At 35.9% G+C, this 24,479-nt stretch carries 25 protein-coding genes; all 25 read right to left on the reverse strand.

All coding sequences use genetic code 11. The features are described from left to right. Nucleotides 1-28 precede the first annotated feature (28 nt). Nucleotides 29-1,018, reverse strand: coding sequence for a flagellar hook-basal body complex protein (locus AM499_RS09435; RefSeq protein ID WP_053589973.1), 990 nt, complete (start codon nt 1,016-1,018; stop codon nt 29-31). 83 nt (nt 1,019-1,101) lie between these two features. Beyond that, on the reverse strand, nt 1,102-1,482 hold the full coding sequence (locus AM499_RS09440; protein ID WP_053589974.1) for a TIGR02530 family flagellar biosynthesis protein: 381 nt from the start codon (nt 1,480-1,482) through the stop codon (nt 1,102-1,104). A gap of 19 nt (nt 1,483-1,501) precedes the next feature. Further along, complete coding sequence (flgD, locus tag AM499_RS09445; RefSeq protein ID WP_053589975.1) at nt 1,502-2,140, reverse strand: flagellar hook assembly protein FlgD; 639 nt, start codon at nt 2,138-2,140, stop codon at nt 1,502-1,504. Between the two features lie 3 nt (nt 2,141-2,143). Continuing rightward, complete coding sequence (locus AM499_RS09450; protein WP_053589976.1) at nt 2,144-3,376, reverse strand: flagellar hook-length control protein FliK; 1,233 nt, start codon at nt 3,374-3,376, stop codon at nt 2,144-2,146. 31 nt (nt 3,377-3,407) lie between these two features. Further along, a complete protein-coding gene (locus AM499_RS09455) occupies nt 3,408-4,007 on the reverse strand; it encodes a MotE family protein (protein WP_082355221.1) in 600 nt (199 codons plus the stop codon). Nucleotides 4,008-4,018: 11 nt separating this feature from the next. After that, entirely contained in the window at nt 4,019-4,462 is a 444-nt protein-coding gene (fliJ, locus tag AM499_RS09460) for a flagellar export protein FliJ (RefSeq protein ID WP_053589977.1), read from the reverse strand. Further along, on the reverse strand, nt 4,462-5,787 hold the full coding sequence (fliI, locus tag AM499_RS09465) for a flagellar protein export ATPase FliI (RefSeq protein WP_053589978.1): 1,326 nt from the start codon (nt 5,785-5,787) through the stop codon (nt 4,462-4,464). Before fliI ends, fliJ begins: the two co-directional genes overlap by 1 nt. 5 nt (nt 5,788-5,792) lie before the next feature. Beyond that, complete coding sequence (gene fliH / locus AM499_RS09470) at nt 5,793-6,572, reverse strand: flagellar assembly protein FliH (protein ID WP_197275632.1); 780 nt, start codon at nt 6,570-6,572, stop codon at nt 5,793-5,795. After that, nucleotides 6,556-7,569 carry a flagellar motor switch protein FliG gene (gene fliG / locus AM499_RS09475; RefSeq protein WP_053589980.1) on the reverse strand — a complete coding sequence of 338 codons (1,014 nt, stop codon included), beginning with the start codon at nt 7,567-7,569 and terminating at the stop codon, nt 6,556-6,558. Before fliG ends, fliH begins: the two co-directional genes overlap by 17 nt. A gap of 12 nt (nt 7,570-7,581) precedes the next feature. Next, entirely contained in the window at nt 7,582-9,171 is a 1,590-nt protein-coding gene (fliF, locus tag AM499_RS09480; protein ID WP_053589981.1) for a flagellar basal-body MS-ring/collar protein FliF, read from the reverse strand. 57 nt (nt 9,172-9,228) lie between these two features. Continuing rightward, nucleotides 9,229-9,534 carry a flagellar hook-basal body complex protein FliE gene (gene fliE, locus AM499_RS09485; protein ID WP_053589982.1) on the reverse strand — a complete coding sequence of 102 codons (306 nt, stop codon included), beginning with the start codon at nt 9,532-9,534 and terminating at the stop codon, nt 9,229-9,231. 24 nt (nt 9,535-9,558) lie between these two features. Continuing rightward, on the reverse strand, nt 9,559-10,020 hold the full coding sequence (flgC, locus tag AM499_RS09490; RefSeq protein ID WP_053589983.1) for a flagellar basal body rod protein FlgC: 462 nt from the start codon (nt 10,018-10,020) through the stop codon (nt 9,559-9,561). A gap of 2 nt (nt 10,021-10,022) precedes the next feature. Continuing rightward, nucleotides 10,023-10,415: a flagellar basal body rod protein FlgB gene (gene flgB / locus AM499_RS09495; RefSeq protein WP_053589984.1), complete on the reverse strand. Its 393-nt coding sequence runs from the start codon at nt 10,413-10,415 to the stop codon at nt 10,023-10,025. A gap of 307 nt (nt 10,416-10,722) precedes the next feature. Beyond that, nucleotides 10,723-11,502 carry a GTP-sensing pleiotropic transcriptional regulator CodY gene (codY, locus tag AM499_RS09500; RefSeq protein ID WP_053589985.1) on the reverse strand — a complete coding sequence of 260 codons (780 nt, stop codon included), beginning with the start codon at nt 11,500-11,502 and terminating at the stop codon, nt 10,723-10,725. 83 nt (nt 11,503-11,585) lie between these two features. Next, nucleotides 11,586-12,980, reverse strand: a complete 1,395-nt coding sequence (gene hslU / locus AM499_RS09505; RefSeq protein ID WP_053589986.1) for an ATP-dependent protease ATPase subunit HslU — start codon at nt 12,978-12,980, stop codon at nt 11,586-11,588. Then, the gene (gene hslV, locus AM499_RS09510) at nt 12,977-13,525 is read right to left on the reverse strand and encodes an ATP-dependent protease subunit HslV (RefSeq protein ID WP_053589987.1); all 549 of its coding nucleotides are present in this window, start codon (nt 13,523-13,525) and stop codon (nt 12,977-12,979) included. The genes hslU and hslV overlap by 4 nt, the downstream gene beginning before the upstream one ends. Before the next feature lie 19 nt (nt 13,526-13,544). Then, nucleotides 13,545-14,438 carry a tyrosine recombinase XerC gene (xerC, locus tag AM499_RS09515; RefSeq protein ID WP_053589988.1) on the reverse strand — a complete coding sequence of 298 codons (894 nt, stop codon included), beginning with the start codon at nt 14,436-14,438 and terminating at the stop codon, nt 13,545-13,547. 71 nt (nt 14,439-14,509) lie between these two features. Beyond that, nucleotides 14,510-15,820: an FADH(2)-oxidizing methylenetetrahydrofolate--tRNA-(uracil(54)-C(5))-methyltransferase TrmFO gene (gene trmFO, locus AM499_RS09520; protein ID WP_053589989.1), complete on the reverse strand. Its 1,311-nt coding sequence runs from the start codon at nt 15,818-15,820 to the stop codon at nt 14,510-14,512. A gap of 18 nt (nt 15,821-15,838) precedes the next feature. Continuing rightward, nucleotides 15,839-17,914, reverse strand: coding sequence for a type I DNA topoisomerase (gene topA / locus AM499_RS09525; protein WP_053589990.1), 2,076 nt, complete (start codon nt 17,912-17,914; stop codon nt 15,839-15,841). A 103-nt stretch (nt 17,915-18,017) separates the two neighbouring features. Beyond that, entirely contained in the window at nt 18,018-18,920 is a 903-nt protein-coding gene (dprA, locus tag AM499_RS09530) for a DNA-processing protein DprA (RefSeq protein ID WP_053589991.1), read from the reverse strand. A 316-nt stretch (nt 18,921-19,236) separates the two neighbouring features. Further along, complete coding sequence (sucD, locus tag AM499_RS09535; RefSeq protein ID WP_053589992.1) at nt 19,237-20,139, reverse strand: succinate--CoA ligase subunit alpha; 903 nt, start codon at nt 20,137-20,139, stop codon at nt 19,237-19,239. A 19-nt stretch (nt 20,140-20,158) separates the two neighbouring features. Continuing rightward, entirely contained in the window at nt 20,159-21,319 is a 1,161-nt protein-coding gene (sucC, locus tag AM499_RS09540; protein WP_053589993.1) for an ADP-forming succinate--CoA ligase subunit beta, read from the reverse strand. Nucleotides 21,320-21,445: 126 nt separating this feature from the next. After that, entirely contained in the window at nt 21,446-21,730 is a 285-nt protein-coding gene (locus AM499_RS09545) for an EscU/YscU/HrcU family type III secretion system export apparatus switch protein (RefSeq protein WP_053589994.1), read from the reverse strand. Then, nucleotides 21,727-23,577 (reverse strand): lysozyme family protein, encoded by a 1,851-nt coding sequence (locus AM499_RS09550; protein ID WP_053589995.1) that lies wholly within the window; start codon nt 23,575-23,577, stop codon nt 21,727-21,729. Before AM499_RS09550 ends, AM499_RS09545 begins: the two co-directional genes overlap by 4 nt. Before the next feature lie 9 nt (nt 23,578-23,586). Beyond that, on the reverse strand, nt 23,587-24,354 hold the full coding sequence (locus tag AM499_RS09555) for a ribonuclease HII (RefSeq protein WP_053592153.1): 768 nt from the start codon (nt 24,352-24,354) through the stop codon (nt 23,587-23,589). Nucleotides 24,355-24,479 lie beyond the last annotated feature (125 nt).

The following is a 24,479-nucleotide window of genomic DNA, read 5'->3' on the forward strand; positions in this document are numbered from 1 at the left end:
CCTTACTTTCAACTAAGATTCTAATAAATTATCGTTTTAAGTTAACAAGCTCTTCTAAAATTTGGTCAGAAGTTGTAATAATTCGAGTGTTAGCTTGGAACCCACGTTGCGCAACGATCATGTCTGTGAACTCTTCAGAAAGGTCTACGTTTGACATTTCTAGGAATCCGGAGTTGACTGAACCTATACCTTCTTTAGTTGCAACTTGATTCATTGGTGCTCCTGAATTTGGAGATTCTTGAAAATAGTTTGACCCTGCTTTTGTAAGGCCTCCTGCATTTGGAAACTTAGCAAGAACTAACTGTCCGGCCCATTTTAGTGTACCTTCAGCATCAACAAAAGTAACAGTACCGTCTTGACCAATACTCATACTTTGAGCATTTGTAGGAATACGAATTGGTGTATATGCAACAGTTCCTGACCCAGCGGTAACCGGGTTGGTATCGTTTGTAAAGCCATCTGCATCAGTATCTAGATTTCCTGTAGCTGCTGTATTAGCTGTAACATCAGATGCATCTGGATAAGCAGTTGCAACATTAGCTGGATCACCGTCCCACCCAGAAACTGCTGAACCAACCACAAATTTACCATCAGAGTTTATTAAGTATCCATTTCCGTCCATATAAAAGTTTCCTGCTCTTGTATACAATGGATTTGTAAATTCACCAGGTGTTGCTGATGCAGGATCTACTCCAATCCCATCTGCAACTATGAAAAAACCATCTCCTGAGATCGCCAAATCTAATGTATTGCCTGTTGATTGTAAAGAACCTCCAGAGTGAATTGTATCTATTGCAGATAATTGAGATCCTAACCCTACTTGTTTTGCATTTACTCCACCTCTTGTATCAGTAGAAGCAGAAGCACCTGAAGTTGTTTGTGAGATCAAATCTTTAAATACAGTGCGTCCTTTTTTGAAACCGTACGTGTTTACGTTTGAGATGTTGTTACCGATAACATCCAATTTTGTTTGGAAGTTTTTTAAGCCTGAAATTCCTGAGTACATTGAGCGAATCATGTATGTTTTTCTCCCTTCGATTTGCGTGCTAGCGTCTATCAGTCAGCTGCACATAGCATCCTTTTAAAGGTCCTGCTATCTATTTAGTTCAGCACAATGGTGCCGTCGATATTGGTGAATAATTGATTTTTCGCTTCCGTGCGATTCATGGCAGTAATCACTGTTGCATTTTTTGCACTTACGATTAATGCTGCTTGGTCCATCAATACTAATGAGTCATTCACACCTTTTGAGCGTGCTTCTGTTACTTTGTCACTCACCAGTTGCCATTCTGCATCTGTTATGTGAATATTTCTCTCAACTAAACGTTGATTTGCATGTTTACTTACTTTCAATTCTATTTTTGCATTAGCCTCGTGCAATTGTTGCAAAAACGATTGCTTTGGCGAAGTAACTTGTTTAGATGTGAGTGGTTGACGGATTGTAGTTTGCAGCGGAACTCGATTAATATTAATTTTGTCCATTGCATATCTCCGTTCTAATTTATTTTATTGCTGTAATTTGATCTGCGGTAATAGATTTACCTCCAGCGATATTAAAGACAATCTTTCCATCTTTTTTCGAAACAGATTCAACTTGAGCAGTGCTTTCTGCTTCCCCGTCCATATAGCTTACTGTTTTTCCAATTAACATACTTGCTTCTACTAAACTATTGGAATTTGAGTTATTCGACAGAACTTCTGATATATTGCCTGGTGTAATAACTTTTCCATCAGCAAGAGTGAATTGTACTCCCCCATTAACAAACTTAACTCCAGCAATTGTACCGGTACCTTCTTTTGTAATTGGTTTACCATCTTCGCCTTTTTCATCTGTTATTTCATGCCATTTCACAGACTTCCCAACGAAATTAGTATATTCAATCATTTGGGTTTGTTCTTGCGCCAATGCATATTTTTCAAATGCTGCCGTCAAGTTAGTCATTTGTTCTAACGAAGAAAACTGAGCCATTTGTGCAATGAATTCGTTGTCCTTCATTGGATTCGTTGGATCCTGATTTTGTAATTGGGCCATTAATATTTTCAAAAATTCATCTTTTCCAAGCGTACTATTACCTGTGGTACGTGTTGCTTTTTCCTTTGGCAAGTACATGCTGCTTGTGATTGGATTCATTTCAGCCATATATTAAACCTCCACTTCTTTTAAAAAGTCTTCGAAAGTAGCAATTTCTTCTTTCTCATCCTTTTTAGTTTCTTGTCGTTCTTGTTGTTGTCTAAATGATTCTTGGAAAGATTGATTTCTTTCCTGCCTTGCTGAATCTTGTACAGATTGTGTTATCTCTAATTTCTCAATTTGAATGTTTTGGTTAACTAACCCTTGCCTTAACTGATTTGAATGAGAATCTAACAAATCTTTACCACGTGTAGTCGAAGCTAGCATTTTAGCTGTAAGCATTCCATCTTTTTGAATTAATTCAATTCGAATTGTTCCGAGATGTTCAGGATAAAGCTTGACGACAAGTCTATTTGCTCCACCTGCTTGTCCAAATTGAACACGATTCATCACTTTTTGCAAATCTTTTAGAAATTCCTCTGATTGTCCAGGTTTTTCATTTGGCAATGTTACTGAAACAGTTTCAACCTTTGTTTGTACAATCATTGACGACTGACCTTGTATAGGAGAAACTACTTCTTTCGTCTCAATTACTTTTTCGGTCGGTGTTGCTACTTGTTTAATTACAACTTGTTGAACACCTGGTTTCATTGTTTGATCTAGTGAAAGCTTATTCATAGCAGTATTTACAGCCTTATTGTTAGACATATCAGTTAGAAGTGTCGATGGAAATTTAACTTCTTTAGAAACCCCATCTTTCAGGTCTTTCACTAATTGATTTAAATCAAATAAAGTAGATTCTTGTTTTAGTGTCAAATCAGATTTCTTTCCAATAAGTTGTATTATCTTCAACAATTGCACAGCTTGACTTGCTTCTACAGAAGATACAGGACCTTGTCCATTTAAAGATTGAACGATTGCATCTTTCAGTTGGCTAGCTTGTACATTTATACCTGCTAACAAATCCCATACGTTAGAGTCTGATAATTCTTCTTCTGTTGTCGCATTTTCACCTAAGAGCTTACTTAATAATTCTTTCAGTTCTTTTGGATTTACTATCAAGTCTTTAGAACCTATTAGACTTTCCGCTTCTTCCAATGCATCTACATCTAAAATATTAAGTAACTCTTGTACAAGATTTAGTTGAGAATCATCAGGTATAGGGGGTGACTGAACTTGTTGATTAGATAATACTTGTCCAAAAACATTTCCAAATAGTTGATTATTCGTATTCATATCTGGCACTTTACCTTTTGATTGGACCACTATATTATTTCCTAGATTTGCAACTGCTGCGATATTCAATATTTCACCTCCTCTCAATTGAAAATCACTCTTATTGCTTTGTCATTAATTCTGTATATTTTGCTGCTTCTTCTGGTGTCATTTTTTCATAAATTTTTGCCACTGTATCTGGTTTTAAGCTATTTAAAATTCTTAATGCTTCTGCGTCACTCATTTTAGAAATGACAGGTGCAGCAGATTTCGCAGACATTTTTTCAAAAGTAGAAACTATTTCAGCGTATTCTTGTTTAGTGCTCGTTTGTTGTCGTTGTAGATTCTCTATTTCATCCAACAAACGTTGCTGTTCAACTAATAAATCCTCATTTTTTTTTGCTGAATTATCTATTTCTGATTGTAAGTTATCTATTTCTACTTCTTTTTCTTGGATTTCAGCTTGTAGAGAAACGACTTTTTCCTCTAAACGGTTTGTTTTTACATCCTCTGTTACTGTTTCCGGTTGACCAGCACCTGATAATTCTTTTGCTTTTTCAAAAACATTTATATTCGCTATTTGAGCAACTATCAAGAGGACCGCTAAAGCGAATAGAAAAGGAATGATAAACCAATAAAAGAACATTTTTATTTTGCCTATGCCTTTTGTTTCATCGTCTACTTTTTCAATGTTTTTAGTTTTTTTGTTTCTATTAGCCATGTTCTACTCACCTAATCTCTTTTTTGAAACTTTAAGGATGAAATTTCATCCAATTGGATTGTTTCAAGTCTAAGTTGATCTTGCTGAAAAAGTTCGTAATCTTTTTCCTTTATCTTTTCAAATTTACGAACCTCTAAAGATTTTTCTAAAAGTTTCTCTTCAAACCAGTTCATTTTAGAACGTGCTTGCATAACTTCTTTTTGTACTTTATCTATTCTTTTTTGCAACCCGTCTATAAAGTTCGAGAAATGATGAATATGGTTAATAGATAATCCTTGCTTAAGTTGGTTATTTTGAGCATCAACTGTATCTTCTTTCTTTTTCAACAAATCATATAATTCCGTAGCAACAGTTTCAAAAGCGATAACAGATTCTTTGTATGCTAGCTCTGTTTCTGATTTTTCTTGTTCACGAACAGTCAATATCTTAGCAAATTTATACTGATAAGCAACCATTATTTAACACCACCATTTGCTAAAGTAATTATTTCATTCACACTAGACTCTAGCGACACTTTGTCTAAATAACCTTGCTTTAAATAAGAAGTTATTAAAGGTTCATATTGTATAGCCTCATCTATTTCTTTGGATGTACCTCGTTTATATGCACCAATATTAATCAGGTCTTCTGATTTGTTGTAGGTGAAATACAAATCACGTAAACGTTCAGCTGCTTTTTTGTGTTCTTCATCGGATATATGGTTCATTAATCGACTAATGCTTTTTAAAACGTTAATCGCAGGGTATTGACCTTTATTTGCGAGAGAACGATCGAGTACTATATGTCCATCGAGAATCCCTCGTACTGTATCAGCAATTGGTTCATTCATATCATCACCATCAACTAAAACTGTATAAAAGGCTGTAATCGTCCCATTCTCATTTGTACCTGTACGCTCAAGAAGTTTTGGTAAGATGGAAAATACAGATGGGGTATAACCCCTTGTAGCAGGTGGTTCACCAACTGCTAAACCTATCTCACGCTGTGCCATAGCAACACGTGTGACAGAGTCCATCATTAACACGACGTTAAGTCCTTTATCACGAAAATATTCTGCTATAGCAGTAGCTGTAAAAGCCCCTTTTATACGCATCAGAGCAGGTTGATCGGAAGTAGCGGCGATAACAATAGATCGTTCTAAACCTTCTTTACCCAAATCTCTTTCTATAAATTCTCGTACTTCTCGCCCACGCTCTCCAATAAGAGCTATGACATTTAAATCTGCATTTGTATTTCTTGCAATCATACCAAGCAACGTGCTTTTCCCTACTCCAGATCCTGCAAATATCCCGACTCTTTGACCTTTCCCTACCGTAAGCATGCCATCGATTGCTTTAACTCCTACTTCAATTTGTTCATCAATTGGAGGTCTAGTTAATGGATTAGGAGGGTCTTGTTCTGTCCCAACAGTCATCAAGCCTTTAGGTAGTACTGTTCCATCGATTGGGTTTCCCATTGAATCGAGAACTTTTCCAATTAAATCTGGTCCAACTTTCACCTCTAACGGTCGATTTGTTCCTTCTACTAAACAACCAGTTGAAATTTCACGGATATTTGTATAAGGCATTAATACAACAACCTCTTCTTTAAAACCAACAACCTCTGCTAAAATGACTGAATGACCATTTTTAGAAGAATGTATGTGAATTTTACATACATCACCTATCGAACTTTCTGGCCCCTGTGACTCAATCATCAAACCAACAACACGATTCACACGTCCATATTTTTTAAAGGTTGAAAGATTTGGGATTTGTTGTATTAAATCAACTGCTTTCATCAAGTTCACTCCATACGATCCAGAATTTCTACTAGTTTTAGTCTTAATTCTTGTAGTTGTTCATCAATACTTACAACAATTCTTCCATGGTTCGTTTCAATATAACAATCTGTATCATTCATATCCTCGTCAACAAAAATCATAAACGGAACATCGACTGGGAATATGGATGCAAGTTCGTCCCGATTATTAGAAACTAACTTAAAATATGTCGGAGATACATAAAGCTTTATTTCTTTCATCTCTCTAACTTCTTTTAAACCTCTTTTGACAACAGATAAAAAGAGTTCTTCCTCTTCTTCTAACTTCGTTCCAATAATTCGCTCTGCAGTTCGAATTGCAAGTTCTAAAATAACCTGCTCCTGCTGTTGTAAATAATTTGTTGCGTTTTCATGTGCTACTTGTATTGTTTCATTCGCAATAGATAAAGATTGTTGCATATCCGCTATAGCCTTATTTCTACCTTCTTCTAACCCTTGCATAAAGCCTTCGTCATAAGCAGCTTTCTGATATGCAATTTTTTGTTCTTCCCACGTTTTTAATTGTTCATCCACATATTGTTTAGTTTGTTCTATTTCTTGGGCTAATGCTTCTTTTGTCGAAGCAATTTGTTCTTCCGCTTCGTAGAGCAATTGATCTCTTTCTTTCAGAATTACATCAAGCGAAAGAGGTTGATCTATATCTATTTCTTCTCTTAATTGCAGACTTTTTATTTGAATTGGTCTTGTTTTTTCACTGTTACCATTCACTTGTACGTTTCGGAAAATCCTAGACAATAATGTCATCTCCTCCACCACGAGCAATTATTATTTCACCAGCGTCTTCCAATCTTCTAATGACAGAAACAATTCTTGTTTGGGCTTCCTCTACATCTTTTAGTCGTACAGGACCCATAATTTCCATTTCTTCTTTAAAAGATTCAGCCATACGCGTAGACATATTTCTAAAGATAATATCTTTTACTTCTTCACTTGAAACCTTCATAGAAAGAAGCAAGTCTTCATTTTCACAATCACGTATAACTCGTTGAATGGAGCGATTATCAAGCGTAACAATATCTTCGAAGACAAACATTCTCTTCTTGATCTCTTCGGCAAGTTCAGGATCTTGAATTTCAAGGGCATCCAAAATTGTTTTTTCTGTTGTTCGGTCTACACCGTTTAATACTTCTACTACCGCATCTACTCCACCAGTTTCTGTATAATCTTGTGTAACTGTAGAAGACAACTTTCGCTCTAGTACAGATTCAATTTCACTAATAACCTCCGGTGAGGTTGAATCCATTGTTGCAATTCGCTTGGCGATATCTGCTTGAACCTCTTGCGGTAAGGAAGAAAGAATAATACCCGCTTGCTGAGCTTCTAAGTAGGATAAAATTAGCGCAATTGTTTGTGGATGCTCGTTTTGAATAAAATTAAATAATTGTGTTGGTTCAGCTCTTCTTGCGAAATCAAATGGTCGTACTTGTAAGGATGATGTTAATCGATTAATAATCGCTTGTGCATGATCTGAACCAAGTGCTTTCTCTAACACTGTTTTTGCGTAACCAATACCACCTTGCGAAATATAATCTTGAGCGAGTGCAATATTATGAAACTCTTCTATAATATCTTCTTTAATTTCAGGCTCCACTTTTTTCACACCTGAGATTTCTAATGTCAAGCGCTCGATTTCTTCTTCGTTTAAATGCTTATAAATAGAAGCTGAAACTTCTGGGCCGAGAGAAATTAATAAGAGCGCGGCTTTTTGTTTCCCACTAAGTTCTTTTTCCTTTTTTATCATAGCCGTCCTCCATTAATCCTCTGCTATCCATGTTCGTAATAATTTTGCGAAATCTTCTGGCTTGTCCTTCGCCATTTTTTCCAATTGTTTACGTCTTAAAGTAGCTTCTGTCTCTTTTTCTTTATTAATATCATCTATTTTTAGTTCTTCTCTTTGTTCCTCAAGAATGACTAATTCTTCTTCTTCGTTTCTACGTGAACGAATAATGAAAACAATTAGTAGAATAATTGCTGCTAAAAGTATTCCTCCGATTACGTAAACCCACCAAGGAATCATTGAATCTGTTGCCGCAACTGTAGTTGCTTTTCCATTGAATGGTTGTACCGAAACAACAATTTTTTCTTGTAGTTGCTCTTCAGTTAGCTGTTCAACTTCATCTTTATCGATGGATGTTCGTACAATCGTTGCAAGAATTTGTTCAATATCTCCTTGAACACCCTCAGGCATAGAAGTTATATCATCAGGAGTTGGTGGTTCAACCATTACTTGAATTCCTAAATCTCTGATTTTGTAAGGACTTTCTACAATTTCTTTTCGAATACGATTTACCTCATTATTAATCGTATCCTCTGTTCTTTCGTAATCTCCGTTTGCATTAGAACCCTCTACATAGTTTGTAAAATTATCGGTAGCATCCTCGCCTTGTGGTGTTCCACCTGCTGTAGGATTAGTTCCAGTAAACGTTTCTGAAATTCGTTGTGCACTTATTTCAATACCCGCCATATTTTCTTCATCAACTGGTTCCACTAAGTTCTCTTCTCTTTTTTCTTGTTGAAAGTCAATATCTGTTGTAACGGAAACTACAACTTTGTCTGGCCCCATTAAAGTACTTAACATTGTTTGTACTTGTCTTTGTAAATCGCGTTCTATTGATTTTTTAATAGCCATTTGGTCGCCGACATTAGCTCCCGTTGAATTAGAGTTAGCAGTTTGAAGATCAAAGTATTCGAAGTATTGATTTGTAATAACAATATCTTCTGTCGATAAATTCGGTACTGATTTAGATACTAAATTATAAAGAGATTGAATTTGAACATCTGTAAATTGGTATCCTGGTTCTGTATTAAGGACAATAGATGCGCTAGCTGCATCATTGCTTTGAGATAAAAATACTCCTTCCTCAGGCAATGAAATCATTACTTTTGCATCTTTAACTCCCTTTATGCCTTTAATTAAATTTGCAAGTTCTGTCTGAGTAGAGGCCAATTTTAAAACATTGAACTCATTATCAGTCATCCCAAATCCAGCATTTTGAGAAAAGAAGCTATAATCAATCATCCCTGATTCAGGGAAGCCTTCAGCTGCAAGTTGAACCAATAACGAATCAACCTGATCAGATGGAACTAATATAGATGTTCCGCCAGGAGCTATTTTATTTTCTACCCCTTGAGCATCCAATGTTTCTTTTATACGTCCTACTTCAGATGGTGCTACATCAGAATACAAAGGAACAAACTCTGTTTTTGTCGAAAAGAATGTGATAATAGCAGCAATTAGTATTACTCCAATCAAGCTTCCAATTATCGTTCCTTTTTGTACTTTCGTTCGACTCTTCCAAAATGTAGAGACATCGCTTGTGATTTTTTTTATTCGTTCATTCATTATTATCCTCCGGCTATGGTGAATATTTTTACTCGATATTTAAATATAACCGAGGATTTATACAGGCATTCTCATGATTTCTTGATACGCTTCGATCACTTTATTCCGAATTTCCATTGTTGCATTCAAAGTAATACTTGCCTTTTGAGAAGCAATCATCACATCATGCAATTCTACATCTTCTCCACGAATTAACTTCTCAGTTACTACATCTGAAGCTTTTTGATTAGCATTTACTGACTCAATGGCACTTTTCAAAAAATCACCAAAGTTCTGTTGTGCCTCAAATGGACTAATTTTTGGAGTAGAAGAAGTTGGATTTATTTGAGCTGGGTTAAATAAAGAAACAGATTCTATTGCCATATTTAAGTAAACCTTCTTTCATTTCTATTTACCAATCTCTAAAGCTTTTGAAAGCATCGCTTTATTGGCATTGAACACTGTTACATTCGCTTCATAAGAACGAGTTGCTGATATTAAATCCACCATTTCTCTCAATGGGTCTACATTCGGCATTTCTACATAACCTTCTGCGTTTGCATCAATATGAGTTGGATCATACACTAGTTTAAATGGTGTTTCCTTATCTTCTTTAATACTCGAAACTTTTACGCCGTTACCAACTGTTTCTTTATTTGTTTTTCCCATAGCAACATTTAAGAAACTAGAGAATTGACCTTCAAGTGGTTGAAAAGTCACACTTTTTCTTCTATAAGCTTGCCATTCACCATCGACTAATTTTGCACGAGTTGTATCAACATTAGCCATATTGGATGAAATAACATCCATACGAAGACGTTGTGCAGTCAGTGCGGAGGCTGTGGTATTCATCCCATGAAAAATCGACATGATTATCTACCTCCTTTTATAACTGTTTGTAATGTATTTAACTTTCCGCTTACACGGTCAACCAATGCATTGTAATAAATCTGGTTTGTCGCTAGATTTGCTTGTTCTTTATCCATGTCGACTCCATTGCCATTATGGTTATATCGGAAATTAGCGTAGTTATAAACGCCTGGAGAACTCACATTCATTTGAAAATTAAAATGCTTTTCATTCGTCCTATTTGCAGATATTGTCGATTGCTTTGCTTCCGAAAATACATCACCAAAACTAACGCTTTTTGCTTTATAATTAGGAGTGTCGACATTTGCTATATTTTGCGCTATTGCTTTCTGTTTAATAGCGGAAAAGTCTAATCCTCGTTCTAAATTCGATATTGTTCCACCAAAAATGCTCAATTATTACACCTCATTATTTTCAAATCGGAAGAATTTTAATAATTATCTATGAAAATCATAATAATTTAATTGTAATGAAAATGTAACAAAGTGTCTATTCTCTTTTTTGAATTTTCATAGGACATTTTTCCTTTTTTTTCGCCATTTTTCTCTTTTTTGTGACTAAAATCCAATTTCTCTAATTCGTACTTACTATTTTGAGGAAATTTTCAATTTACTGGATATTTATTCCTTTGACAAAAATATTTCAATAAGATGTCAAAAAAACCTCTTCTACCAATGGTAGAAGAGGTTTAAATTTCAATTCTTATTTCATTTTAAGTTGAGCTAGTTCTGCTAAAAATTTATCATTAAGTACTTTAATGTACGTACCTTTCATTCCTAGTGAACGAGACTCGATTACTCCAGCACTTTCAAGTTTACGTAGTGCATTTACGATAACTGAACGAGTAATACCAACGCGGTCAGCTATTTTAGAAGCAACTAGTAAGCCTTCATTACCATCAAGCTCTTCAAATATATGTTCAATAGCTTCTAACTCACTGTATGATAAGGAATTGATAGCCATTTGTACTACAGCTTTACTTCTAGCTTCTTCTTCAATTTCTTCCGATTTTTCACGTAAAATTTCCATTCCTACAACTGTTGCACCATATTCTCCAAGAATTAAATCATCGTCATGGAATTCTTGTTGCAAACGACCAAGGATCAATGTTCCAAGACGTTCGCCACCGCCGATAATTGGCACGATTGTAGTCAAGCCCTCTTTAAACAATTCGCGGTTCTCTTCTGGGAATACTGAATGTTTACTGAAAACATCTAGATTGGATGATGTTTCATTCACATTAAATAAGTTTTTTGTATACTCTTCAGGGAATTGACGTTCTTCCATCATTTTAATCATACGATCATTTTCAATTTGCTGATGTACTTCGTGTCCAAGAAGTTTACCTTTACGGCTAACTATGAATGCGTTACATTCGATAACGTTACTTAATGTTGATGCCATTTCTTTAAAGTTAACAGGTTTACCTGCAGATGCTTGTAGCATAGAGTTAATTTTTCTTGTTTTGTCTAATAAATTCATTGTGAATCCTCCAATATAATTTTCATATTTATTTTAATATTCTAAAGGTTTTTAATTGTTTTTGAAAGCAATTCAACTTCATATTACAGGATAAATTGCGATAAGTCTCTGTTTTTCACAATATTGTCAAGTTTTTGGTCAATATAGGAAGGAGTAATTTGAATATGAGCAGGAGATATGTCAGAAGCTTCATATGAAAGGTCTTCTAAAATTTTCTCTAGAATTGTATGAAGACGTCTCGCTCCTATATTATCGGTCTCTTGGTTTACTTCATAAGCTATTTCCCCAATTCTCGCTATTGATTCATTAGAAAAAGAAATAGTTACACCTTCTGTATAAAGTAAAGCCTCGTATTGTTTTGTTAAAGAGTGATGAGGTTCTTTTAAAATACGAATAAAATCATCTTTTGTTAATTTCTCTAATTCAACGCGAATTGGAAATCTACCTTGAAGTTCCGGGATTAAATCAGATGGTTTAGACATATGGAACGCTCCTGCAGCAATGAATAGAATATAATCAGTTTTTACCGCACCATATTTCGTATTAACGGTTGACCCTTCGACAATCGGTAATATATCTCGCTGAACACCTTCTCTAGAAACATCCGCAGAAGTAGAATTACCACTTTTATTTGCGATTTTATCCATTTCATCGATAAATATGATTCCAGTTTGCTCCGTTTTTTCAATTGCTATTTGAGATAATTCATCATTATCTATTAACTTGCTCGCTTCTTCCTGCATTAATACTTTACGAGCATCTTTTACTTTCATTTTTCTTTTTTTCTTTTTCTTAGGCATTAAACTAGAAAGGGCGTCCTGCATATTCATGCCCATACTTTCCATGCCTCCACCTTGCAGTGCATCAAAAATGGATGGGGCTTGTTCTGTCACTTCAACGGTTACTATTTCATTCTCTAGTTTTCCGTCTCTTAAATCTTCTGCAATTTGTGAACGTTTTAATCGCACCTCTGTGTCATCCGCTTCTAAAGGTTCATCCTCCGACTTTCCACCGAATAATGCTTCAAAAGGGTTTTGATTTGCGTTCTTTTTCTTTAAAGAAGGAACAAGAAGTTTTACTATAGCGTCGTTTGCTAATCGGGTTGCTTGATCTTTAACTTCTTCCATTTTTTCTTCTTTTACAATTCGAATCGCTGCTTCTACTAAATCTCTAACCATAGATTCAACGTCTCTTCCGACATAACCTACTTCCGTAAATTTAGTAGCTTCCACTTTTACAAATGGAGCTTTTGTTAGCTTCGCTATTCTTCTTGCTATTTCTGTTTTCCCTACTCCAGTAGGACCAATCATTAAAATATTTTTAGGGATCACTTCATTTTTCATATCTTCATCTAGTAACTGTCTTCTATATCTATTTCGCAAAGCAACTGCAACAGCTTTTTTTGCAGCATCTTGCCCAACAATATATTTATTTAAGTGCTCAGTAATTTGCTTTGGCGTTAAGTTGTTTTCCTTCATTCACCTAAAACCTCCACGACAATTTGATGATTAGTAAATACACAAATATCTGCTGCTGTTGTTAAAGCAGCTTTTGCAATCTCTTCAGCTGTTAAACGATCACCTGAATATTGTTTTAACGCTCTTCCAGCAGCTAAAGCATAATTTCCACCAGAGCCTATTGCCAAAATGCCATCATCCGGTTCTATAACTTCGCCAGTTCCTGATACGAGTAATAGATTACTTTTATCCATTACTAAAAGCATCGCTTCTAATTGGCGTAGCATTTTGTCTCCACGCCATTGTTTTGCAAGCTCAACGGCTGCCCTTTGAAGGTTGCCATTATACTCAAGGAGTTTTCCTTCGAACATTTCAAAAAGAGTAAAAGCATCTGCAACAGAACCAGCAAAACCAGCAACCACTTGACCATTAAAAAGCCTTCTTACTTTTTTAGCAGTATGTTTCATAACAACTTGATTACCCAAAGTTACCTGTCCGTCTCCTGCCATAGCTTGACTTCCTTTATGACTGACAGCAAATATTGTAGTTGCATGTATATTACCCAATATTGTTTACCTCCAATACTTATGCCCTTGGATGAGCATTCATATACGTTTTTCTTAAATGTTCTTTCGTAACATGCGTATAAACTTGAGTAGAAGTTAAATGGGAATGGCCTAATAACTCTTGAACACTCCTTAAGTCAGCTCCGTTATTCAATAAATGTGTAGCAAAGGTATGACGCAGCATATGTGGAAAAATATTCGTGTGTAAGGAAGCCTTCTTCATCATTTCATTTAATATATATTGCACTCCACGTGCTGTTAAATGCGCTCCTCTATTGTTCACAAAGAGAAAGGGATGAGATGTAGACTTCATTAATTTTGATCTACTTTTTTGGACGTATTCCTCTACGGCACTTAGAGCAAAATCTCCAACTGGAACATACCTTTCTTTTCTACCTTTACCCATAACACGAATAACTCCATAGCTCTTATCTATATGACTTAATTCAATAGAAATAAGTTCGCTTACACGAATGCCTGTAGCATACAATAATTCAAGTATAGCCATATTTCGTAACGATAGCGGATCATCCCCTTCGTTCCCTTGAAATAGTTTTTCCATTTCTTCTTCATAAAAGAAATGAGGAAGTCTTTCTTCTTTTTTAGGATGGTACAAGGATCGGAAAGCATCTTCCCGAATATCAAACTCTTTATGTAAAAACTTATAAAAAGATCGGATAGAGGAGATTTTTCTTGATATTGAAGTTCTAGCTAACTTTTTATCATAAAGGGTTGTTACATATAATCTTGCATGCACGTATTCAACCTCATTTAAATCAGTTACACCTTCTCCATCTAAAAATAGTAAAAAATGTTCAATGTCTTTTTTATATTCACGGGTAGTTAGATTAGAGTAATTTTTCTCTAATTGAATATAGTCTATAAATGAATGTAGTAAATCTGATCCAATCATTTAAACACTCCAGTTTGTATTCCCATAGTAAAAGCCTCTAAAAGTATACAACCTTTAGAGGCTTAAAGCAATTAAACCGATTTATTTTTCAAAAAATTTTGAATCGTCGTTAATGCTCGATTGGCTAATTGCTCAGTTCTTACTTTTTTGTCTCTTACTTTTGGTTGTAGCTCAGGAAATAATCCGAAGTTAATATTCATTGGTTGGAAGTTTTTAGGGTCAGCTTCTGTTATATATCGAGCCATACTACCGAGTGCAGTCTCACTTGGGAACACAACTAATTCTTCCCCTTTTGCAAGCTTAGCAGCGTTTATACCTGCAAGTAATCCACTCCCTGCTGATTCTACATAGCCCTCAACTCCAGTCATTTGACCGGCAAAGAATATTTGTTTATTTGCTTTTAACTGATAAGTCGGTTGTAGGACAGTCGGTGAATTAATAAATGTATTTCTGTGCATAACTCCATACCGTACAATTTCCACATTTTCTAATCCTGGAATTAATTGAAGAACTTCCTTTTGAGGTCCCCATTTTAAATGTGTTTGAAATCCAACGATATTATAGAGGGTTCCAGCAGCATCGTCTTGTCTTAATTGAACAACCGCATAAGGGCGTTTACCTGTTTTAGGATCTTCTAATCCAACCGGTTTCATCGGTCCAAATAAAAGCGTTTTACGGCCTCTGCTAGCCATTACTTCTACTGGCATGCACCCTTCAAAGTAAATTTCTTTTTCAAATTCTTTTAATGGTACCACTTCTGCTTCTATAAGTGCATCGTAAAAACGATTAAACTCCTCTTCCGTCATCGGACAGTTAAGATAAGCCGCTTCCCCTTTGTCGTATCGAGATTTTAAATATACTTTATCCATATCGATGCTATCTTTTTCAACGATTGGAGCAGCTGCATCATAAAAATATAAATAATCTTGACCAGTTATTTCTTTTACTTTCTCTGCCAATGCAGGAGAAGTTAAAGGGCCTGTAGCGATTACAGTAATACCTTCTGGAATCTCGGTTACTTCTTCGTTTATGATTTCAATCATTGGATGATTGCGAATGACCTCTGTTACTCTTCCTGCAAAATCATGTCTGTCTACAGCTAGTGCTCCACCTGCAGGAACACTACTATTATCTGCAGATTGAATAATAAGTGACTCTAACATACGCATTTCTTCTTTAATAACCCCTACAGCGTTTGTTAGGGTATTTGCACGAAGCGAATTTGAACATACTAGTTCAGCAAATTTATCTGTATGATGTGCAGGTGTTTGCTTTACAGGTCGCATTTCATAAAGACGAACTTTTACTCCTCGCTTTGCAATTTGCCATGCAGCCTCGCTTCCTGCCAGTCCTGCCCCTATCACGTTTACTATTTCAGTCATGTTGAAACCTTCTTTCTTTTAACTCTGTGGATCTTCTTTATAATCACAAGCTACACATTGAATTTGTACGCCTTTTTTCAGCTTTTTCTCTACTAACATATCATTACATTTAGGACATGGTCTATTAATCGGCTTATCCCAAGAAACAAAGTCGCATGTAGGATAACGATCGCATCCATAAAAAATTCTCTTTGTTTTACTTTTACGTTCGACAATCTGCCCTTCTCCACAAGATGGACATGGAACGCCAATTTCTTTCACAATTGCTTTCGTGTTTCTACAATCTGGGAAATTACTACAAGCCATGAATTTACCATATCGTCCTAATTTATAGACCATTGGAGAACCACAGTTTTCACAATCTTCACCAGTAGGCTCATCTTTTATAACGATTTTTTCCATTTCAGCATCCGCATGCTCTACATGTTTAGCAAAATCTTTATAAAATCCATCTATGACTTCGACCCATCTAACTTGTCCTTCTTCCACACTATCTAAGTCTTTTTCCATTTGTGCTGTAAACTCGATATTTAAAATATTTGGGAAAAATTCAAGTACTAGTTGATGTACGATTGTTCCAAGCTCAGTTGGTACAAAACGTTTAGTCTCTAATGCCACATACCCTCTTTTTTGTATCGTATCCAGTGTAGGGGCATATGTGGATGGTCTGCCTATCCCAAGTTCTTCTAGCGTTTTAACTAGTCTTGCTTCTGAATATCTTGGTGGTGGCTGTGTGAAATGTTGTTTAGGTTCAATCGAAAGCGCATTTACTTTATCTCCAACCTCTAATACAGGCAACAGTTTGTCTTTGTCATCCGTTTGGTCATCCGTGCCTTCCACATACACTTTCATGAATCCTGGGAATTTTACTTGTGAACCATTTGCTCTAAATATTGCGTTCCCATTTTTCATATCAACCGAAACTGTATCTAATATTGCAGGGGCCATCTGGCTAGCAATAAATCTCTCCCAAATCAATTTATATAAACGATATAAATCTCTAGATAGGATGCTCTTTAACTGCTCTGGTGTTCTTAGAACACTTGTTGGTCTTACTGCCTCATGCGCATCCTGAGCTTTTTTGGATTGTTTTTCTTCTTTTTTACTCGTTATATATTCTGATCCGTATTCATTTTGAATGTATGCATGTGCATCAGCCTTAGCTGTATCAGAGATTCTAGTAGAATCTGTACGCATGTATGTGATTAAACCTACAGTACCTTCTTTTTTTCCAAGGTCAATTCCTTCATACAATTGTTGCGCAAGCATCATCGTTTTTCTAGCTCGGAAGTTAAGTTTACGAGCAGCTTCCTGTTGAAGAGAAGAAGTTGTAAATGATGCAGCTGGATTTCTTTTTCTTTCTTTTTTCACGACATTTGCTACTTCAAACTTTTTGCCTTTCATTCCTTTAAGAACATCTTTTACTTCACTTTCGTTTGTTAGCTTAATTTTATCTTTATCCGTACCATAATAAAGAGCATCGAATGCTTTTTTACTTTTCTCGAATTGCCCTTCAATCGTCCAATACTCTTCTGGAACAAAGTTATTTATTTCATTTTCACGGTCAATGATTAAACGTAATGCTACAGATTGAACTCGTCCAGCAGATAAACCTTTTTTCACTTTCTTCCATAAAATTGGACTAATGTTGTAGCCAACTAGGCGATCTAAAATTCTTCTAGCCTGTTGTGCATCTACTAAATCCATATTTATAGGTCTAGGATGTTTAAATGATTCTAAAATAGCGTCTTTTGTAATTTCATTGAACACAACTCGGCATTCCGAATTAATATCAACATTCAATGAGTTAGCTAAGTGCCAAGCAATTGCTTCCCCTTCTCTGTCGGGGTCAGCCGCGAGATAAACTTTCTTCGCTTTTTTTGCAGCATTTTTCAGGTCTTGCAATACGGGACCTTTTCCTCGTATAGTAATATATTTTGGTTCATAGTCATTTTCTACATCTACACCCATTTGACTTCTCGGCAAATCCCGCACGTGACCGATGGATGCTTTTACTTTATATTTTTTTCCAAGATATCGTTCAATTGTTTTTGCCTTTGCTGGCGATTCCACAATAACTAAATAATCCGACATAAATGTGCCTCCTTATAGAAGGTAACTCGCTTTAAGCTTCAAAACAAATACCTGTTGCAAAATGTATAACAGATTTCTAAAGAAAGCAAGTCTTTTCATTTATTTAATTGTTTATTTGTTCAAATTCTTGTAGTTCTTCAAGTATTTGATAACCATTCCAAACAGGCTTTGCCCCCTCTAAAATAAGGTTATGTGGGCCTGCAGACAAAGGGGAATGAATAGATCCAGGTATAGCGAAAATTTCTTTTCCATTTTCTAACGCATGCTCCATTGTTGAAACTGTACCACTCTTTTCTTTAGCTTCTGTAATAATGACAGCTTGTGACAAACCGCTAATAATACGATTACGCATAGGAAAATTCCACTTTTTTGGTGTTATATATGGTGGATATTCTGTTATTAATAAATGTTCTTTCGACATTATTTTCGCTAATTCTTCATTTTGCTTCGGATATATATGAAATAAACCTGTGCCCAGAACCGCTATTGTCTTGCCTCCTAGCGCTATTGTGCTTTCATGAGCCATTGTATCTGCTCCTTTAGCAAGACCGCTTACAATAGTGAAATTTTGGCTTATTAATGGAGGTAAAATTGTTTCGATACTTTTCTTAGAATAATAGGTTGCCTCTCTAGAACCTATAATAGCTAACTTTTTATGCATGTTTAATAAAGTAGTATCTCCTTTCACATAAAGAACCGCCGGTGGATCGTAAAGATTTTTTAAACTTGTAGGATAATTGGGATTGGTAAAAATTATAGGGGTAATTTGGTGATTATCATAAATTTGTAGAAATGGGGTCTCCACAAATTTTTGGTACATGTTTTTAAGTTGAATCGCTCGATTTTCAGTAATACGCAAGAGACCAACTAGTAAGCTTGTCTGCATTTTCTCTAATTGTAATGTGGGATTGTATTCAATTAGGGGATGTAGTTTGTTCATAGGGACTGGAAATACATAGTGTAACGCTAAAAATCGATTAATCCACTTCTCTTCTGAATTGATCATTGCTTTCCTCCTATTTTTTTTGGCTATGATAAACTTCGCTGTAGTTAAGATACTCATACTTGAATCTACGAATCTATTTGAATTCGCGCTGGCCGCAAAACCACGAAGAATGAGACTTCAGTTGGGATTGAGAAGCAATGCTTTTTCTGCGACGGAGCTTTGCTGAGGAGCCGCGGAACATTCTTGAAGACTCAGGCGTAGGCTGCTGTAGCGCACATACGTGCAAGATTCCTACTCTTAAAAACATCAATAAATAATACCAAAGCCAAATATAAAAAAATACGGCAACACCGGATGATGTGCCGTACCTTTAATATTAATGTGTTTTACATTTGTCGTAAAGACCTGCTGCTTTAATTGCTTTAATTAAAGTTTCGCCGATTACTGAAGGAGTTGGTGCAACTTCCATTCCAGCCGCTTGCATTGCTTTAATTTTTTCTGCTGCAGTACCTTTACCACCAGAAATAATTGCTCCAGCGTGACCCATACGTTTACCTTCAGGAGCTGTTTGCCCTCCGATAAATCCTACAACAGGTTTTGTCATGTTAGCTTTAATCCATTCTGCTGCTTCTTCTTCAGCAGTACCACCGATTTCACCAATCATAACAACTGCGTAAGTTTCTGGATCTTCATTGAATGCTTTTAATACATCAATGAAATCTGTACCATTTACTGGGTCTCCACCAATACCAACCGCTGTAGATTGTCCTACACCAGCTTGAGTTAATTGATGAACTGCTTCATAAGTTAAAGTACCAGAACGAGATACAACACCTACATGCCCTTTTGAATGGATATTCGGAGGCATGATACCAATATTACTTTCGTCTGCTGTTACAATACCAGGGCAGTTTGGTCCCACTAAACGAGTTTTTTTGCCTTCCATGTAACGTTTAACTTTAACCATGTCTAATACTGGAATGTGCTCAGTAATACAAATAGTCAAGTCTAATTCTGCATCTGTAGCTTCCAAAATTGCATCCGCTGCAAATGGAGCTGGAACATAAATTACTGAAACATTTGCTCCAGTAGCTTTAACAGCTTCTTCAACTGTATTGAATACAGGAACACCTTCTACCTCTGTACCGCCTTTACCTGGAGTTACACCAGCAACGATTTTTGTACCATATTCCAACATTTTTTTTGTATGGAATAGAGCAGTGGAGCCAGTAATACCTTGTACCAAAACTTTAGTATCTTTATTAATAAAAATTGCCATTGTTTTGTCTCCGCCTTTCTTAGCCTACAAGTTCAACAATTTTTTGTGCGCCATCTGCCATTGAATCAGCAGCAACGATGTTTAAACCTGATTCGTTTAATAAAGATTTACCTTTATCAACATTTGTACCTTCTAAACGAACAACAAGTGGTACTTCAAGTCCAACTTCTTTCGCAGCAACGATAACACCTTCAGCGATAATATCACATTTCATAATTCCACCAAAGATGTTAACAAAGATACCTTTAACATTTTTGTCTGAAAGAATGATTTTAAATGCTTCCGTTACTTTTTCTGCTGTAGCACCGCCCCCAACGTCCAAGAAGTTAGCCGGTGATCCGCCGTAATAGCTGATTGTATCCATTGTAGCCATTGCAAGACCAGCACCATTAACCATACATCCGATATTTCCATCAAGAGAAATATAGCTTAGGTCATATTTGGATGCTTCGATTTCTTTTGCATCTTCTTCATCAAAGTCACGTAATTCTACGATGTCTTTATGACGGTAAAGAGCATTTCCATCAAAATTAAATTTAGCATCTAATGCCACAACTTCTCCAGCACCAGTTACAACAAGTGGATTGATTTCAACGATTGCTGCATCTTTATCCACAAATGCTTCATATAATCCAAGCATTAGTTTTGCTGCTTTGTTTACTAATTTTGCAGGTATATTCATATTGAAAGCCATACGACGTGCTTGGAAACCAGTAAGACCAACTACAGGGTCAATTTCCTCTTTGAAGATTTTTTCAGGAGTAGCAGCTGCCACTTCCTCGATATCCATACCACCTTCTTCAGAACCCATTAAAGTTACACGAGAAGATGCTCGGTCTAAAACTAAACCAAGATAGTACTCTTTTTGGATATCAGAACCTTCTTCGATATAAAGGCGTTTTACTTCTTTACCTTCTGGACCTGTTTGGTGTGTTACTAATACTTTCCCTAACAGTTCCTTCGCATATGCACGAACATCGTCCAAGTTTTTTGCGATTTTTACTCCGCCTGCTTTACCGCGTCCACCAGCGTGGATTTGGGCTTTTACAACGACAACTTCAGAACCTAGTTCTTTTGCAGCTTTAACAGCTTCTTCCGGAGAAAATGCTACTTTCCCATTAGGAACTGCTACACCGTATTGTCTGAGGAGTTCTTTCCCTTGATATTCATGGATATTCATCTTACGTCCTCCAATCAAACTTATGTCAAGTAATTTACTACCTTTATCATTGTAATAAACCTGTCACTTCTTGTCTACAAAAGTAAGTTTTTTCTCTAAAACATAGAATATTCAAATATTTTTAGATTAATTCATTTTTCCTTTCTCTTGATCAATTCGATAAATAAATGCAAATACTTCCGCTACCGCTTGATATAGCTCGTCTGGTATTGACTGATTTATATCTAATTGACCGAGAAGTTCTACTAAACTACGATCCTCTTGTATTGGAACATTATGTTCTTTTGCCTTCATTAAAATATTATCTGCTATTTTTCCCTTTCCTTTTGCAAGAATAGTAGGGGCATCAATGATACCCGGTTTATATCCTAATGCGACTGCTTCTTTACGAAAATGTTTTTCCTCTGTCATATACGAATATCTACTCCTTGTGACTCTTTTCCCAGTAATTTCTTCGGTGACGTAAGTTTATTTTCTTCAAACGTTTTGACAAATACACCGGAGAGTTGGTATCCCACTGACAATAAGCCTTCCTTAAGGGTGTCATAAAATACGTTGGCAATTGGTTTTAAGCTGGTATCGTTATTGTATAAAGAGATGGTTACTACACGATTTTGAACCTGCATATCTACAACTGTCTCTTCTAAAGAATCTAAATGTAAATAAAACATGATACGAGCATAATCAGAATCTATTTTGCCATCCTCTTTCATACGACCATTCCATTCAAGGGTCGCATCCATTTTCTTCCCTAAAAATTCTAATGGAACCTGCATTAATAACTGGTGCTGTGGCCCGTTTTCATTCGACAATATTTGCAGACCATTCATTCGATTCAAAAGTAGTTCTGCTTGTTCTTTTAGTGGCGCAGAAATAACCTGATTATGAAGAAGGTCTATCAATTGAGGTTTCAATTGGCTTGCAAGCTGTCTAACCTCCTCGCTACCTCCCCCGAGTTTTGCTTCATAACTAAAACCAAGTGACTTTAAAGCTTCTTTCATAGCGTGCTCAAATGCTTTTCCATCCAACTGTTGAAGCACATTTTGTTCAGCTTGCTGAAGTGCTGTAGAAAATATCGGTTGCTGACTGTTCTTATTGTTGGACAGTACTTGCTGAAGGGTTTGAGAAACCATTTCCTTATTTGTACCTTTTCCAAGTAATGATAGTAAGTGTTCTTTTGCAGTTAATCCATGTTGATCTTTCAAAAAAACAGCTTCCTGACTTTGCTTTGCAAATACTTCCAAAAGCGTCTTGTTTAGCGTTAATATTTGTTCGGCCTGAGAATTATTATTTAACAAAATCCCTAATTGCACCTTTTGTTCAGATGTTAACAAAGGTTGTGCGCTAACCCAATTTCGAATCTGGTCCATTACGATACTTTTTTCACTTACCGGAGCTTTTAATAAGTTTGCTATAATGTCAGCTGCTGAATTAGGCATCGTAGAAAGAGTTGAAGCTGGCAAAAGATTATTTAAAGTAACATTTGGAGGTAAGACACCCGCTTCTTTTAAACTCTGTAGTATCGGCAACTTTGTAGCCAAGTTTGCTACCGGACTTTGTAACACTTCTATTTGTTTTCCTAGCAATACACCTGCTACAGGTTCTCCAAACGGCTCCGCTAACTTTTGCAAACTTTGAAGTAGAGTGTTCTTATCATTTTTTGATAGTGTCAAATCCTGTTGTAACGTTAGTTTAAATTCTTGAATCAGTGATTGGAGGCCACTAGTAGATTTACCACTTAAAACAGCATCAAACATTTGTTGTGACAAAGGTATTTTTAGGTCCAACATTTTTTGAATTGTTTCCATTGCTTGCTTTATTGATACATTCGGAGGTAATTGTTTTAATAGCTGTTCTGCTTGAACTAATATTTCTTTTGAGATTGGCAATTGTTCTTTTAAAAAGAACTGAATTACTGCCTGCATTTCTGTTGTTTTTGTTAAATTCATCGCTTGCAAAAGTTGTTGCGCTTGTTGAGCTAATGTGTTCCCGTTTGTGAGGGGTCCTGTTACGACTTTCAGTTGCAACTCCGGTTCCGTTTTAGTTACTTGAAAAAAATGTGCATCCCCTGCTTTTAGCGGAGTTTCCAGCTTAGCTATTACTTTTTGATTGCCTATTTGCAATTCTGCAGTCTGATTTGGATATAATTTTTTAATAGTTCCATGGACTACTTGTCCTTCTTTTATCGAAGTTTGCATATTAGGTGAAAGGATCTTCGTTTGTTGTGCTTGAATGGAAGAAAAAGATGTTGATGACATGTTTTCACCTCATTTAAGTAATATAGATTTTATCGGCTCGAATGTTTTTCTATGGTGAATAGTAGGACCATATTTATATATCATTTCAACGTGTTGCTTTGTCCCATACCCCGCGTGTTTATTGAATAAATATTGAGGATATTCCTCGTGCAACTGATCCATATAATTATCTCTCGCAGTTTTAGCTAGTATAGAAGCCGCTGCAATCGCTAGACTCTTAGCATCGCCTTTTATAATGGAATGTGTTTCCATGTCTATTGGTAGTTTCATAGCATCTACTAAAACTATTGAAGGACTTTCCTTCAAGCTTAAAACAGACTTTGTCATGGATTGTTTCGTCGCTTCATAAATATTAAGTTCATCTATTTTTTCTACTGATTGAAAGTGAATAAAATAACTTAGCGCATTATTTTTTATTTTTGTTGCAAGTTCATTCCGTTTCTTTTTCGTTAGTTGCTTGGAGTCATTTAAACCAATTAGATTATCTGTGTTCTCATTTAAAACTACAGCTGCTGTTACAACTGGTCCAGCTAATGGACCGCGCCCTGCTTCATCTACTCCAGCAACCAAATCCGTGTGGCACTTTCTAAAACTAGCATCGAAATAACATTTATCGTTGTGGGCACGAATTTCCATCTGTAAAAGCTGTTGTCTATTCTTCCAAGTATTTAATAGCTTCATGGCACCAATTCTACTATCGTCTTCTAGTTGGCTCATCCATGGTTCCCATGAAGTTGCATTTTCTAATTTTTCTTTTATATCCTTCAAACTTAACATTTCATTCACATCAACTTTCTTGTACTTAATCTATGTATCGGCCAATATATGAAAAGCGTAAGTGTCTATTTAGTGCAGTACAGTTTATACAGCGCCTCACGTTGGCACCTTGCTTTCGTATAAGT

Origin of the sequence: Bacillus sp. FJAT-22090 (genome assembly GCF_001278755.1) — a bacterium.
Classification (GTDB): domain Bacteria; phylum Bacillota; class Bacilli; order Bacillales_A; family Planococcaceae; genus Psychrobacillus.

Bases quoted from the DNA above. Each gene is read 5' to 3' on its own strand.
- xerC (WP_053589988.1), bottom strand. From the start codon at position 14,438: ATGATTGGATCAGATTTACTACATTCATTTATAGACTATATTCAATTA.
- fliE (WP_053589982.1), bottom strand. From the start codon at position 9,534: ATGGCAATAGAATCTGTTTCTTTATTTAACCCAGCTCAAATAAATCCA.
- fliG (WP_053589980.1), bottom strand. From the start codon at position 7,569: ATGATAAAAAAGGAAAAAGAACTTAGTGGGAAACAAAAAGCCGCGCTC.
- trmFO (WP_053589989.1), bottom strand. From the start codon at position 15,820: ATGACTGAAATAGTAAACGTGATAGGGGCAGGACTGGCAGGAAGCGAG.
- flgC (WP_053589983.1), bottom strand. From the start codon at position 10,020: ATGTCGATTTTTCATGGGATGAATACCACAGCCTCCGCACTGACTGCA.
- flgD (WP_053589975.1), bottom strand. From the start codon at position 2,140: ATGGCTGAAATGAATCCAATCACAAGCAGCATGTACTTGCCAAAGGAA.
- AM499_RS09555 (WP_053592153.1), bottom strand. From the start codon at position 24,354: ATGTTAAGTTTGAAGGATATAAAAGAAAAATTAGAAAATGCAACTTCA.
- topA (WP_053589990.1), bottom strand. From the start codon at position 17,914: ATGTCGGATTATTTAGTTATTGTGGAATCGCCAGCAAAGGCAAAAACA.
- AM499_RS09455 (WP_082355221.1), bottom strand. From the start codon at position 4,007: ATGGCTAATAGAAACAAAAAAACTAAAAACATTGAAAAAGTAGACGAT.
- sucC (WP_053589993.1), bottom strand. From the start codon at position 21,319: ATGAATATCCATGAATATCAAGGGAAAGAACTCCTCAGACAATACGGT.
- fliJ (WP_053589977.1), bottom strand. From the start codon at position 4,462: ATGGTTGCTTATCAGTATAAATTTGCTAAGATATTGACTGTTCGTGAA.
- AM499_RS09545 (WP_053589994.1), bottom strand. From the start codon at position 21,730: ATGACAGAGGAAAAACATTTTCGTAAAGAAGCAGTCGCATTAGGATAT.
- fliH (WP_197275632.1), bottom strand. From the start codon at position 6,572: ATGACATTATTGTCTAGGATTTTCCGAAACGTACAAGTGAATGGTAAC.
- fliI (WP_053589978.1), bottom strand. From the start codon at position 5,787: ATGAAAGCAGTTGATTTAATACAACAAATCCCAAATCTTTCAACCTTT.
- fliF (WP_053589981.1), bottom strand. From the start codon at position 9,171: ATGAATGAACGAATAAAAAAAATCACAAGCGATGTCTCTACATTTTGG.
- dprA (WP_053589991.1), bottom strand. From the start codon at position 18,920: ATGATCAATTCAGAAGAGAAGTGGATTAATCGATTTTTAGCGTTACAC.
- AM499_RS09550 (WP_053589995.1), bottom strand. From the start codon at position 23,577: ATGTCATCAACATCTTTTTCTTCCATTCAAGCACAACAAACGAAGATC.
- codY (WP_053589985.1), bottom strand. From the start codon at position 11,502: ATGAATTTATTAGACAAAACAAGAAAAATTAACTCTATGCTACAAGCA.
- AM499_RS09435 (WP_053589973.1), bottom strand. From the start codon at position 1,018: ATGATTCGCTCAATGTACTCAGGAATTTCAGGCTTAAAAAACTTCCAA.
- AM499_RS09440 (WP_053589974.1), bottom strand. From the start codon at position 1,482: ATGGACAAAATTAATATTAATCGAGTTCCGCTGCAAACTACAATCCGT.
- hslU (WP_053589986.1), bottom strand. From the start codon at position 12,980: ATGAAGGAAAACAACTTAACGCCAAAGCAAATTACTGAGCACTTAAAT.
- sucD (WP_053589992.1), bottom strand. From the start codon at position 20,139: ATGGCAATTTTTATTAATAAAGATACTAAAGTTTTGGTACAAGGTATT.